Genomic DNA, 13335 nt, shown 5'->3' with positions numbered 1-13335 from the left:
ACACTGACAGACGACTTGAAATAGTTTGTTACTATATACCCATCGTTAGCAAACAAGGCGATAGGGCTATAAAAGCCAATATAAATAGATAACTTGTTTGTCCAAATTGATTTTAAGGAGCTAATAATGAAAACTCTACAAAAAACGCTACTTGCACTAGCAGCTGGTTCTTTGTTAACTGTTGGCGCACAGGCCGCTACTTCTTATAGCAACGGTTACACTGGTCAGCCGTATGTCGGCGTCAAAGTCGGTCAGTTTGATCTAGATATCGACAATGCAGATGATCCAACTGCTTATGGTGTCTACGGTGGTTATAACTTCGATCAAAACTTCGGTGTCGAAGCAGAGTATGTAGGTTCAGATGATGCTGATTACATAAATGGTGATCTTGATGCCAAAACTTATGGCGCATATGGTACGGCACGCTACCAGTTCCCAAACACTGGTTTATACGCCAAAGGTAAGCTAGGGGTTGCTAAAACTGAAGTAGAAGGTGATTACACCGTTGGCCCAGTCAAAGTTTCGAGATCTAGCAGCGACACAGGTCTTGCTGGTGGTGTAGGTCTTGGTTACTCAGTGAACCCTAACTTTGGTGTCGAAGCTGAATACTCAATGATGGACAGTGATGTCGATGCCAAGCTACTTACTGTTGGCGCTCAGTTGAAGTTCTAAAGCCAAAACGATTTATCAGCTAAACGAGTGAGAGAAGATGGCAATAATAATCTTTTCTCATCCAGATACTTTACAGACAAATAATTAAAAATATAACCCTAGGGGAATACTATGAAAACTTTACAAAAAACGTTACTTGCATTAGCAGCTGGTTCTTTATTAAGCATGGGTGCACAAGCCGCCGTATCTTATGGCAACGGTTACACTGGTCAGCCATACGTTGGTGTAAAAGTCGGTCAGTTTGACTAGATGTAAACGGTGCTGATAAGCCAACTGCTTATGGTGTCTATGGTGGTTACAACTTTGATCCTAACTTTGGTATCGAAGCAGAATATGTAGGTTCAGGCGATGCCGATTATTACAACGGTGATATCGATGCCAAGAGCTATGGCGCGTATGGTACTTATCGTTATCAATTCCCAAATACTGCGCTATATGCCAAAGGTAAGCTAGGTGTTGCTAAGACTGAAATCGAAGGTAACTATATCGTTGAAGACTCTAATAGAAAAACCATTTCTAACGACGATACCAGCCTTGCAGGTGGTGTAGGCCTTGGTTATTCGGTTAACCCAAACTTCAGTGTCGAAGCTGAATATGATATGTTAGGTAGCGACGCAGATCTAATGACTGTTGGTGCTCAGCTAAAATTCTAAGTTTTTGATTAGCAGTATGACAACTAAAAAACGCACCCTTCGAGGTGCGTTTTTTTGTACGATAAAAAGCACTGTAAGCGTCATTAAAAAAGAGTGCATTCGTAATAAGGTTCTGTTAATATCTCGAATTCGACAATAGTTCAGCTAACTTATATGCTCTGTTATTTTCATTCAGATGGTATTTTTAGTTTTATTTAACAGGAAGATATATGAATACTTTACAAAAAGCTTTGATCGCCCTATCAGTTGGCTCTTTATTGAGTGTCAGCGCGCAAGCGGCAGTTAACTATGCAGGTCAGCCGTATGTTGGCGTAAAAGCTGGTAAGTTCATGGTAGATGCTGATGATCTAGATGATCCTACTGCTTATGGTATTTATGCTGGTTATAACTTTGATCCTAACTTTGGTGCTGAAGTTGAATATGTAGGCTCTAGTGACACTGATGTTGATACAGGTACCAGACTTCTTAAAGGTGAATATGACCTTAAAACTTATGGTGCTTACGGTACTTACCGTTATCAATTCCCTAATACTGGTTTATATGCCAAAGGCAAGTTAGGTTTTGCTAAAGCTGAGATTGATGCGTCTTTAAGTGACGTACTTGGAAACACTATTAGTGAAAGCGATAGCGATAGTGGTGTTGCTGGTGGTATTGGTTTGGGTTATAACTTTAACCCTAGCATGAGCGTTGAAGCTGAATATGATTATGTCGCTGAAGATATTACTCTATTGACTTTAGGTGCTCACATTAAGTTTTAATAAGTTGATTAAAGAAAAAAGAAACGATCGCTTTGGCGGTCGTTTTTTTATGCTCTAATTTTTTAATATATGTTTCTCATATTTTTCGAAGTATACACATCATATATTGATGATTTTTAAGAAATTATTAACACCAAAAATGTGCTACATTAAAAGTTAGAATGATAAAGATAGGGAATGTAGTGATGATGGAGATGCTGTGGATGATTGAACCTTGGCACTGGTTAGTCTTAGGTTTTATATTGCTGATCATTGAGATGTTTGTGCCGACATTCGCCAGCCTTTGGTTTGGTGCCGCTGCCATCATCGTTGCCGCGCTTTCGTGGCTATTGCCTATTTCTGTCTCTGTGCAAATTATTATTTGGTTGGTGCTTTCTGCCATATTCTTGCTGGCATGGTTCAAGTTTATTAAACCCTTATCAGTAGATCGCACCAAAGCAGGCTTGGGTGGTAGTGTTATCGTTGGTGAAACTGGCATGATTATCGTCCAGCCACAGCCAGATAGAGCGGGCACCGTCAGATTCAGTGTTCCTATTGTTGGGGCAGCGGAGTGGATGTGTCGCACTACGGGGGAGCCAGTGTCGGTCGGCGATCGAGTGGTGGTGACCGATATTGTCGGTAATGAGCTGATTGTGAGCAGTATGAAATCGCAGGCAGCGATTAATAAAGACATGCAATTATAATAATAAGGATGAATTATGGAAAGCTTCAGCATTGTCATGGTGGTTTTGGTTGCACTGGTTGTCTTTACGGTTTTTAAAGGCGTTCGAATCGTGCCACAAGGTTATAAGTGGGTGGTGCAGCGATTGGGCAAATATAGCCAAACACTAGAGCCGGGTCTCAACCTTATTATCCCTTTCGTTGATGATGTCGCTTATAAAGTGACGACCAAAGACATTGTTCTTGATATTCCCTCACAAGAGGTCATTACGCGAGACAACGTTGTTATTATTGCCAACGCCGTGGCTTATATTAATATCGTGCGCCCAGATAAGGCCGTTTATGGTATTGAAGATTATGAATATGGTATTCGTAATTTGGTGCAGACGTCACTACGTTCAATTATCGGTGAGATGGATCTTGATAGTGCATTGTCTAGCCGTGATGAAATCAAAATGAAGCTAAAGCATGCGATATCAGAAGATATTGCGGACTGGGGTATCACCCTAAAGACAGTAGAAATTCAAGATATTAATCCATCGCAAACGATGCAAGCATCAATGGAAGAGCAGGCGGCGGCAGAGCGTCTGCGCCGTGCGACAGTGACTCGTGCTGATGGTCAAAAGCAAGCGGCTATCTTAGAGGCAGATGGACGTCTAGAGGCGTCACGTCGTGATGCCGAAGCACAAGTGTATTGGCGAGAGGTTCTGAAGAGTCTATTCGCTTGATTACTAATGCAATGGGCGAGGAAGAAATGCCTATTGTCTACTTACTTGGTGAGCAATATATTAAGGCGATTCGTGAGCTGGCAGAGTCTGACAATGCAAAAATGGTGGTATTACCTGCTGATATTTTAAGTACCATCAAAGGTATGGTGGGTGACAAGCTTAAGGTTTAATCAGTCATGTATAGCCATGTGCTATAGCATTAACTCTTAAAATGGTCAGTGAGCTTATTAGGCGCTGGCTATTTTTTCGACTGTCAATTGTGCTGAATGCTACATCTAATAAATAACTCATATGGTTCGTTTAACAAGAATAAAATATATATCAGGGATAAAAAATGACGATACAAAGTATTAATACAGAAATTATTAAAATAAAAAACTTTATCCAAGGCACGGCACTACCATATACCGTGCTCGATGATACGCATATCAATGCTGCGTCTCCTGAGAGGAAGCTTGAGATTAGAGGGGGTGGTTTTGGCTCAGATGCAGCGGCTCATCCAACCAATGCCAATCAACTTTATGTGCTCACTGATCGCGGTCCCAATGCGGATTTCGAAGGTAGTGCAGGCAAAGGTAAACAGTTTTTAGTACCTGACTATACACCGCGCATCGGATTGTTTGAGCTACAAGCAACCGGGCAAATTATTAAGATCAAAGAGATACTACTAAAAGACGCAAATGGCAATCCTATCTCTGGGCTACCGAATCCACAAGCACTCGGCGGAACTAATGAAGTCCCTTACGATGTCGACGGCCAGCCGATGACCATGAATCCCAATCTACCTTTTGATGCAGTGACCAATCCTATCAAAAACGATATCAATGGTTTAGATCCTGAAGGTCTTGCTGCGCTCACAGATGGCAGTTTTTGGATCAGTGATGAGTATGGTCCTCATTTGGTTCATTATAATGCGCAGGGGGTGGAGATTGAGCGTATCAATGCCTTTGCGAGCGATCAGCGTAATAATGTGATGGCTAATGGTCAGCCGATTTTACTACCCGCAGAATTCACCAAACGTCGTGCAAATCGCGGTATGGAAGCATTAACGATTACTCCAGATCAGAGCACACTGGTGGGTATTATGGAGTCTTCTATGGACAACCCTGATCAGTCAGGTCGTGTCGCCAGTTTGACGCGCATCGTCACTATCCATCTATACTCTGGTCAAATAGCACAGTATTTGTATCGTCTCGATCATGCTCACCATGTGACTTCGGGTATCGTTGCGATTAACAATCACGAGTTTTATTTGATTGAACATGATCGCAAGTTTCCGCTACAAGACAAGTCTGCGCAAAAGCTCATTTATAAAATTGATCTCTCGCAGGCGACTGATATTGAGAATATTTTAAATACAGATAATATCAAGCAAGATCATGTATTAGGTTTAACGATTAATGAACAAACGCTGGAGCAGCTTATTGCATCCGATGAAAAAATTTGGCAATTGCTGAAGGAATTAGCAATCAAACCAGTCAAGAAAACCTTGGCAGTCGACGTTCTCGCGACTGTAGAGTATCCACATGATAAGTTAGAAGGTTTGTGGTTGCGTCAAGACGGCTCATTGGTTTTACTAAATGACGATGACTTTGCGATGACGGATTCAATGATTGCCAATGCTAAAAGCACAATTGAGCAAAAATATTTAGACAGTGAAAAAACAATAGAAGATGCAAATAGGCTATATATGGTGATGCCTTCTGAATGTGGTGATGGCTACTAAGTAGGCTAGGGCATGTCCTCAATTCAATTGATCATATCTAAACGGGCTAAAAATGGCTAAGTTTTGCCAAACATCGTTAAATAGCTGGTTAATATCCCGATATTATCTGCGCTATTTTTCTCGTTTGACGGCAATTTATCTCATTTTTATCACCATTTTTGAAATGAGGACACGCCTAGAGGTATTTTTCTTCAATCATCAGCTTTATTAAACACCATAAAAAAGACCTCAAGTGAGGTCTTTTTTATGACTGCTTTTAATTTGTGGAATCACTCAATCAAATAACTTTTGAGAAACGGTTCTTATGTTTTTTCTCAAGATATTCATCAAATACCATGGCGACGTTACGACCTAATAATCGACCTTTTGGTAGCACGCGAATACCAGCCGCGTCCATATCGATGAGCTTGTCTTCTTGCATGGCGCCAAGCTGTTGAATCTCATTGATAAAGTAAGTGATGGCATCGATACCAAATTTTTGATTGACGTCTTTAAAATCGATATAGTCGTGACAGAGTAGATTCATAATCACATATTCACGCAAGCGATCTTTGATAGATGTTTTGATGACTTTTATCGCAGGCATGACAGCCGAGTTATTTTGTGCAGCATCGATATTTGCTTGATAAACTGATAAATCTGTATCATTTTGCAAAATATAGCGGGTATTGGCATTGGCAATTTGACTGATAGAGGAGACGCCGAAGCCCAATAAATCACAATCGCCCATGATGGTATAACCTTGAAAGTTACGATGCAGTTTGCCCTCACGCTGCGCCACGGCTAATTCATCATCAGGCTTGGCGAAGTGATCAATACCGATATATTGATAGCCAGCTTCGGTCAGCGTATTGATGGTATTGCCAAGCATCGTCAGCTTGGCTGCTGGGTCTGGCAAATCGGCTTCTTTAATCTGGCGCTGGGCCTTAAAACGTTCTGGCAAGTGTGCGTAATTGAATACAGACAAGCGATCCGGCGACATCTCGATGATACGGCGCACCGTTTTATCCAAGGTTGCGGGTGTTTGATGCGGCAAACCATAAATTAGGTCGATATTGATAGAGTGAAAACCTAGATCACGCGCCTCATTTAACACATTTTCAATGAGCTCTGCTGAATGTACACGGTTGACGGCGATTTGTACCGTTTCATCGAGGTCTTGTACACCTAACTGACACGGTTAAAGCCAAGGTTACGCAATACTTTTAACGTCTCGCCACTCAGCTCACGTGGGTCAATTTCAATAGAGTAATCGCCTTTGTCTTCAGGTAAGAATTCAAACTGAGTTTGTAAAAACTCCCACAGTTGAACCATTTCTTCATCACGCAAAAATGTTGGCGTACCCCCACCCAAATGCAGCTGTTTAACGAGGGGTTTGCTGCTACCTTCTGGGACAGATAGCAGGCGGCGTTTGTGCTTAATCTCAGCGATTAAGTACTGCAAATAATCGCCTGAGTCGCTATTTTTCTTGGTGATAATTTTATTGCAAGCGCAGTAATAGCAGAGGTGACGACAAAAAGGAATATGAAAATATAAAGACAGTGGTGCACGAGCTTCACGGTTTTGAAGGATCTTTGCCTCAAGACCATCAGAGATGGGTGAGAACTCTAAAGCGGTCGGATAGGAGGTATAACGTGGTCCTGAACGATTGTATTTATTAATAATCGCTTCATCAAAGGCAGGTAGCTGCTTACTCATCATACTGCCACGCGTACTGGCATAAGGACTTTCTGATTGCATAACAGGGCGTGTCGTGGTCGGTTGCTCTCCTGCACGATTATAAGGTTGCTGAGTATTTGATTCTGAATGTTCTGTCATGCGGTACTCCTCGTTTTGACCTTGAGTATTACTGTTCTTACATCTCTAACGACCAAATATCTGAAAGCCAGTAGGTGTTTGATAGATGGTTAATAACCATAATAAGTCTGTTATCAGTAATAACTTTCACAGCGCTATATGCTGCTAAATTTATAGCCATCAATAAGCACTAGTATAACAAATCCTTGTTTGCAGTGGGGTGGTCGGCGAGTTTTCTTATATACAAACTGTCTATGATAAGTCCATTTGGTTTTGGCAATTATACTCATACCCCTCTTGCGGTTAGTTGGCTAAGTACTAGCATCATGATGCATCGACGATATTCAAACAGGCTGCTTCCATAAAGTAAAAAAGACCTCAGCATATATCTGAGGTCTTTTTATCACTAATTTAAGTACTCATTAATTTAAGTTATCACTAATTCAAGTTACGTCAAACTTATTCTTTTAGCTGGATTTTATTGCCAATGGCTTGCTTGCTAACGTCATTAGCATTGAAGGGTAAGCGAATCCATTCTTTAGCTGAGTAGCGACGACTCTGGTCACGATGGAACGGTCGAGTAGTATCAGAAGCTTGCGAGTAACCTAATAAGGCTTCTGCTACAGGGCCAGCGCTATCAAAGGTAACGCTTTGCATATATGTCGGACCAAAATTAATGAGGTAGTTTGCGCCATCATTAGCGCTTGTGCCTCTCGTTTCTGCAACATTGAATACACCTTCACGACCAAAGCCACCATGCATAGCAATACGCTCATCGTTTTTACTAGCATCAACGATATACTGCAAATCAGATAAAGACGCATCAAGAGCGATGTTTTTATCTTGGAAGAACTTAATGGAATCTCCTAAAGCAGTACGTGTATCCGCACTAATAATTAAACCACGAGGCGTATTGACTGGGTCTTTTGCATCGAACTTAACACTGAATATCGTATCCGTCGTTTCATTGAAGTCCACATTACGCCAAAACTCTCTAAAGACATGAGCGCCTTTGCTCTCTAAATTATTACGACGATCCCAATTACTCAAGATATTACAAGCATTAGTTGCATCAATAGTAGAGCCACCTGTCAAAGGCATGCTAGCATTCGCTCGACAATCTGCTAATACGTCGTCGAGTACCAACTCAGCGACATAACTGCGGTTACCATAGACGACCTTTTGCATATTGTTTAAATTGAAGTTAGTACCGCCCAAGTTATCTTTATTACTGAATCGATCTTGTATTTGAACCAGTCCCATACGTGAGCGCATAAGTAAGGGAACACCCGCTGCTGGAGTAGCACCTAAGAAGGGGGCTAAACGACGACGTAGGAGCGGTGAAAATCCAGTCAGTGGTTGCTCTAAATTGCTTAACCAATAGCTATCATTCGAGTTAGCAACATAATCATCGCGGATCAAGAAAGGTAAGTTTGAGCGCCCAAAGATACCTGCTTGCGGTGAGTCTGTATCAACTCCCCATTCACAGGCAGCGGTACTACCATTCAGTGCTGGCAAATCAGAGGCAATTAAAGCACCAAGGAAGGGGCCAGATGCAGCACTACTACAAGCTTCAAGCTTAGCTTTGGTCACATTCGGTACGGTTGAGATGTCAGCATAGAGTGCCTTACCATTACGGTCGGTAGCAATAGTATTAACAAACCCAAGACCAAGGACGCTTTGCATTCTATCGACTAAGTCCTCAACGCTCGTAGCCTTATTCATACTACGCCACTGATTGAGTGCTCTTGGGTTTTCAGAGGCGGCATCACGGATAGTATAAGCTAGATTATTAGCGCCCCATGCTGGTAATTGACCATTGAGTAAATTGACAGCTAACATCGGTCCATATTGTGAGACATAAATATTGTGAACCTGCGTCTGATTATTTGGTAGCTGAATAGTGACAGGAACGGTTTCGATATCGCGCTGCTCAGTCACACCAGCGCTATTAGTATAATTGTATTTGAGAGGATCTCCATCAACTAAGCTAAGCTGATAAAGCGTAAAACGTTTGGCAGTGGATACGGTATGGCTCCAAGCCACGTCTTTATTAAAACCGATGTTAGGGAAAGGCTGACCTTGTTGAGCCGCACCCATCACATCCAGCTCACCTGGCATCGTTAAGTGAAATTGATAGAAGCGTTGGACGCCATCCCATGGCTCATGCGGATTGCCATACATGACCCCGCTATTAGTACCAGTCACCTCCTTACCAAAGGCATAGGCATTACTACCGCCACTCATCGCATTAATCGTATCCATATTGAATGCAGGTGCTGACTCTACGACAGGATTTGCGACTGGAACACTACGCATTCTTGAGCTACCCTGAATGCCAGCAACAGAGGGCGGTGCCGCTGCTACAATGGGACCGACGAAATTAGATAAGCCACCACGTAGATTGGCTTTACCGTAGACCGTCAATAAATCATCGAGAGTAATCTCGCGTACCCATTCAGCATTGGCACAAGCAGGATCGATATTAGCCACGCCTGTGTCACGTAGATAACGGCTATAGCTGCTGCATAACCTGTCACAGCATCAATGACTTCAGGGTCTTGAGCTGCTAAAAATTCAGCTTTTCGCTTGTCAGTGTTGTACCACGTATAAAAAGCATCGCTAGCCAAATTACCGTCAGCGCCTAGATACAGCATACTCTGACCGCTAGCGACTACAACTTCACGCGCTAGTGAGCAGAAGTTATCTTCTGCGAATGCATAACCGACGCCATAACCCAGACCTTTGTAATCCTTTGCGGTGATGTGCGGTATACCGAACTCAGTGCGCTGAATATCGGCTTCATAATTAGTGGAAGGGGATATGACATCATCGTCATTGAAACTATTGTCGCTGTCTGAGCAGCCGAATAGTCCTAAAGAGACTGCTACTGTCAGTAGCGTGAGTGTGGGCACACGCCGATTATGCATCTTTATGCTCATAAGTTTATCCATCCATGGTAGTAGGTATTATATAAAGTAGGTGTTATATAAATCTGCAGCAAAAAGCCGCCAGCAAACTTTATATGATCAATAAAATCCTTTTATTGCCAATACTCTTGCTAATCTTTAGTGCTTTGTAGCACGATTAAAATTATCCAATACGTTAATAACGTGGTTAACAGGCGTGATAATCTTTGGAGCAGCATAGCCGAATAAGACTGAGCGAAAGAGCATCCGTTTATCATATAACAACTGTTGACAACTATGCTAGTAAATAAAATGAGACAAGAAAACACGACATTTGCGCACTGATAAATAATACTCTATTATCAATTATTCCCTATATTAGGAAAATGCTGATGTCGTTTGCCCAAGTCTATACCCGTTCAGTCGTCGGACTGCATGCGCCCAAGGTCATTATTGAGGTGCATCTGTCACAAGGGTTGCCAGCATTGACCATTGTCGGTTTGCCTGAGGCGGCGGTACGTGAAAGCAAAGACCGTGTACGCTCTGCGATTCTGAACTCTGGCTTTCAATTTCCTAATCGTCGTCTCACGATCAATTTAGCCCCCGCTGATTTGCCTAAAGATGGCGCGCGTCTTGATTTACCGATTGCCATCGGAATCTTGGCAGCCAGTGATCAATTGGATCCAGAAGTATTATCAGGGTTTGAGTTTATCGGTGAGTTAGCGCTCAATGGGAATTTACGGCAAGTGACAGGCAGCTTAGCGGTGGCACGAGCGATCAAAGCTGAGGCGCTGGCGTCCAAAGTATTGCAGCTGGCAAATATCACTGAACAAGAGCTGAGCGAACCGCAGCCAAAACCACAAACACCGCAGCTTATCGTACCGATTGATAATGGTGCTGAGGCTAGCCGTGTGGATGGCGTGACGATACTAGCCGCGCAAAGCTTAAAGACAGTTTGTGACCACTTACAGTCGTTAGCGAATCCAAGCGCAGCCTATGACTCTTTGGACGTTGTACAACCGAGTCCAGCACAGCAGCATGTTGGCTATCAAGTGGACTTGGCTGATGTCAAAGGACAGCATCATGCACGGCGCGCGCTAGAGATTGCCGCCGCTGGTGGTCATTCGCTGTTGTTCACAGGGCCTCCCGGCTCAGGCAAGACGTTAATGGCGTCAAGGCTACCGACCATATTGCCGGATTTGAGTGATGAAGATGCATTAGAAGTTGCCAGTACTTATTCAGTGGCAGACAGCGATTACGATTATGGGACAAGACCGTTTAGGCAGGTTCATCACACTATATCAGCCGTGGCTTTGGTGGGTGGTGGCTCACGACCAAAACCGGGTGAAATTACCCTTGCCAATAAAGGCGTATTATTCCTTGACGAATTGCCAGAGTTTGATCGGAGTGTGCTTGAGGTATTGCGTCAGCCGTTAGAAGCCAAGCAAATCACTATCAGCCGTGCCAATTCGCAGATGACTTTTCCAGCAAATTTCCAATTGGTCGCTGCCATGAATCCATGCCCATGCGGCTATGATGGCGATACCTCAGGGCGTTGTCGCTGTCGACCTGAACAGATTAAACGCTATCAAGATAAACTATCAGGTCCACTGCTTGATCGCATTGATTTGCATATCACTGTACCTGCGCTGCCAATTGCCGACTTGCAAAATGCTCAAGCTGGCGAAACCTCCGAACAAGTGCGCGTTCGAGTTATTGCTGCACATAAAAATCAGATGCAGCGGCAACAAAAGGTCAATAATGAGCTTAGCCCTAGCGAGATTGATAAATATATCCAACTAGGAGAGGGCGAACAGCAACTATTACAGCTCGCTCAGCAGCGTCTAAACCTATCCGCGCGTGGTTATCATCGAGTATTGCGAGTGGCGCGTACCATTGCTGATTTGGCTGACAGTATCGATATTACAAGCGCTCATGTGTCTGAGGCGCTCAGTTATCGGAGCAAATAATGATTTCAAAGAATGGCTTAAACGAATCATTCTAATGTTCAAATTTTAGCTGTCTATCTTATAATTTTTGAAAATATATTCTACTAATGCCGCAAAATCATCAAAGGCTTCGGTAGGGTTTAGCTCACGGATATCTTGTCCGTAGTTGTAGCCATAAGACAGCCCGAAAGTATCCATATTGGCATTTTGTCCGGCTAAGATATCGTTTCTAGAATCGCCAATCATCACAGCTTGTTCTGGAGTGACGTTCAACGCTTTACAGACATGCAGTAGCGGTGCTGGATCAGGCTTTTTAGTTGAGAGACTATCACCACCTAATACTTCACTGAATAAGTCCTGCCAGCCAAAGGATTGCAATATTTTCGGTACAAAACGAATGGGTTTATTGGTCACTAACGCCAGCGTAAATCCTGCTGCTTTTAGCTTTTTTAGTCCGCTATCGACATCTGGGTAAGCAACGGTTTTGCTACCACTGAGATTTTTGTAAGCCTCAAAAAATAGGTGCTCTGCGTGATTGGCTTCCTCGACCGTCAACTCGCCTTCTAACACGTCTACCTTACCTACTAGTGCGCGCTCTACCAGCAATCTTGAGCCGTTGCCTATCCAGTTTCGTATGGTCTCGATAGGGTACGTCTTTTTGCCCAGAGTGGTTAACATCGCATTAGTCGCATCAGCCAAATCTGGCACGCTATCAATGAGCGTGCCATCAAAATCAAAAATCAAAAGTTGCTTAATATCTACAGTCATTATTATTTGCCCACGCTATCAATTTTATACTTTTTTGGAGTATTAGCTCCAAGCCCTCATTACCTTAGCACAGCAAATCATGAATTCAATTATTTAACAGTCTGTCATTATAGATATTTCTATCTTTTCAAGCTGAGGGTAATATTTTATTGATATGTTTTATGCTTATTCAACCTCTTTATAACGTTCGCGATGTTCCTTTTTCATTCTTAAATAATCTTCGTTCTCACGACACTCGTCCCATTTTTGTTTAAATATGCGCGCCGACTCTGCTTTGACTGGGTCTTCGATTTGTCGTGGCAATTCTTCACGACCATGTGCGCCGCTTTGACCTTTTTTATCATCGGGCACTGGCCCTTTATATTTTTTGCCGCCTTTGTGATTGGCATAACGACGGGCGCGGGTATAGCCCATTTGAATAAATTTGCGCGCCATATCTGCACCGACAAAGTCATCGGCCGCCAGATAATCTAAAAACATCTGATAAATTGTCTCGCTGCTCTCAAGCGCAATATTAGGGGTAGCAAAGCGCCAGTGTGGCAGGATTTCAGACTTATACGGCTCTACCAATAATACGCCTTGCTCGCCGCGACCGACCCGATACAGCTCGGGCTGCGCGCGCAAATCTAGGTTTTTATAATCCAAATCGTAATCGAACGCTCTCATCGCTTTTCCCTATTGGTATTCGTCATCTGTCATATTTATCATTATCAAT

Annotated in this window: 9 protein-coding genes and 3 pseudogenes; 7 read left to right on the top strand and 5 right to left on the bottom strand. The window is 43.0% G+C overall.

The window, feature by feature from the left end; all coding sequences use genetic code 11:
- Positions 1-126 precede the first annotated feature (126 nt).
- From TT12_RS08510 to TT12_RS08485, 6 genes and pseudogenes are all read left to right on the top strand, one after another.
- Positions 127-672, top strand: coding sequence for a porin family protein (locus TT12_RS08510; RefSeq protein WP_045453880.1), 546 nt, complete (start codon positions 127-129; stop codon positions 670-672).
- 111 nt (positions 673-783) lie between these two features.
- A pseudogene (locus TT12_RS08505) lies at positions 784-1325 on the top strand (porin family protein).
- Positions 1326-1534: 209 nt separating this feature from the next.
- Positions 1535-2083 (top strand): porin family protein, encoded by a 549-nt coding sequence (locus tag TT12_RS08500; protein ID WP_045453878.1) that lies wholly within the window; start codon positions 1535-1537, stop codon positions 2081-2083.
- 185 nt (positions 2084-2268) lie between these two features.
- Positions 2269-2766, top strand: coding sequence for an NfeD family protein (locus tag TT12_RS08495; RefSeq protein ID WP_201606033.1), 498 nt, complete (start codon positions 2269-2271; stop codon positions 2764-2766).
- 15 nt (positions 2767-2781) lie between these two features.
- Positions 2782-3641: pseudogene (locus tag TT12_RS08490) on the top strand (SPFH domain-containing protein).
- Positions 3642-3805: 164 nt separating this feature from the next.
- Positions 3806-5197 carry an esterase-like activity of phytase family protein gene (locus TT12_RS08485; RefSeq protein ID WP_045453876.1) on the top strand — a complete coding sequence of 464 codons (1392 nt, stop codon included), beginning with the start codon at positions 3806-3808 and terminating at the stop codon, positions 5195-5197.
- A 277-nt stretch (positions 5198-5474) separates the two neighbouring features.
- Here the strand turns inward: TT12_RS08485 and hemN are convergent.
- The 3 genes and pseudogenes from hemN to TT12_RS17120 all read right to left on the bottom strand — a co-directional run bounded on the left by hemN (position 5475) and on the right by TT12_RS17120 (position 9936).
- Positions 5475-7015 (bottom strand): annotated as a pseudogene (hemN, locus tag TT12_RS08480) (oxygen-independent coproporphyrinogen III oxidase).
- A 438-nt stretch (positions 7016-7453) separates the two neighbouring features.
- The gene (locus tag TT12_RS08475; RefSeq protein ID WP_243443514.1) at positions 7454-9487 is read right to left on the bottom strand and encodes a penicillin acylase family protein; all 2034 of its coding nucleotides are present in this window, start codon (positions 9485-9487) and stop codon (positions 7454-7456) included.
- Positions 9418-9936 (bottom strand): penicillin acylase family protein, encoded by a 519-nt coding sequence (locus tag TT12_RS17120; protein ID WP_243443513.1) that lies wholly within the window; start codon positions 9934-9936, stop codon positions 9418-9420. Before TT12_RS17120 ends, TT12_RS08475 begins: the two co-directional genes overlap by 70 nt.
- 359 nt (positions 9937-10295) lie before the next feature.
- Between TT12_RS17120 and TT12_RS08470 the strand changes: the two genes are divergently transcribed.
- Positions 10296-11873, top strand: coding sequence for a YifB family Mg chelatase-like AAA ATPase (locus TT12_RS08470; protein WP_045453875.1), 1578 nt, complete (start codon positions 10296-10298; stop codon positions 11871-11873).
- Positions 11874-11918: 45 nt separating this feature from the next.
- Here the strand turns inward: TT12_RS08470 and TT12_RS08465 are convergent, their stop codons facing one another.
- Both TT12_RS08465 and TT12_RS08460 read right to left on the bottom strand, forming a co-directional pair.
- Positions 11919-12620, bottom strand: coding sequence for a phosphoglycolate phosphatase (locus TT12_RS08465; protein WP_045453874.1), 702 nt, complete (start codon positions 12618-12620; stop codon positions 11919-11921).
- A gap of 165 nt (positions 12621-12785) precedes the next feature.
- On the bottom strand, positions 12786-13286 hold the full coding sequence (locus TT12_RS08460; RefSeq protein ID WP_045453872.1) for a DUF4385 domain-containing protein: 501 nt from the start codon (positions 13284-13286) through the stop codon (positions 12786-12788).
- Positions 13287-13335: the final 49 nt, after the last annotated feature.

Source organism: Psychrobacter sp. JCM 18903 (assembly GCF_000586475.1).
Classification (GTDB): domain Bacteria; phylum Pseudomonadota; class Gammaproteobacteria; order Pseudomonadales; family Moraxellaceae; genus Psychrobacter.
The sequence above is the reverse complement of the archived record's forward strand: the minus strand, read 5'-3'. Positions and strand labels throughout refer to the sequence as shown.

What these genes read in the sequence shown, in the direction of transcription:
- TT12_RS08510 (WP_045453880.1), top strand. Translation starts at nt 127, where the DNA reads ATGAAAACTCTACAAAAAACGCTACTTGCACTAGCAGCTGGTTCTTTG.
- TT12_RS08500 (WP_045453878.1), top strand. Translation starts at nt 1,535, where the DNA reads ATGAATACTTTACAAAAAGCTTTGATCGCCCTATCAGTTGGCTCTTTA.
- TT12_RS08495 (WP_201606033.1), top strand. Translation starts at nt 2,269, where the DNA reads ATGATGGAGATGCTGTGGATGATTGAACCTTGGCACTGGTTAGTCTTA.
- TT12_RS08485 (WP_045453876.1), top strand. Translation starts at nt 3,806, where the DNA reads ATGACGATACAAAGTATTAATACAGAAATTATTAAAATAAAAAACTTT.
- TT12_RS17120 (WP_243443513.1), bottom strand. Translation starts at nt 9,936, where the DNA reads ATGAGCATAAAGATGCATAATCGGCGTGTGCCCACACTCACGCTACTG.
- TT12_RS08470 (WP_045453875.1), top strand. Translation starts at nt 10,296, where the DNA reads ATGTCGTTTGCCCAAGTCTATACCCGTTCAGTCGTCGGACTGCATGCG.
- TT12_RS08465 (WP_045453874.1), bottom strand. Translation starts at nt 12,620, where the DNA reads ATGACTGTAGATATTAAGCAACTTTTGATTTTTGATTTTGATGGCACG.
- TT12_RS08460 (WP_045453872.1), bottom strand. Translation starts at nt 13,286, where the DNA reads ATGAGAGCGTTCGATTACGATTTGGATTATAAAAACCTAGATTTGCGC.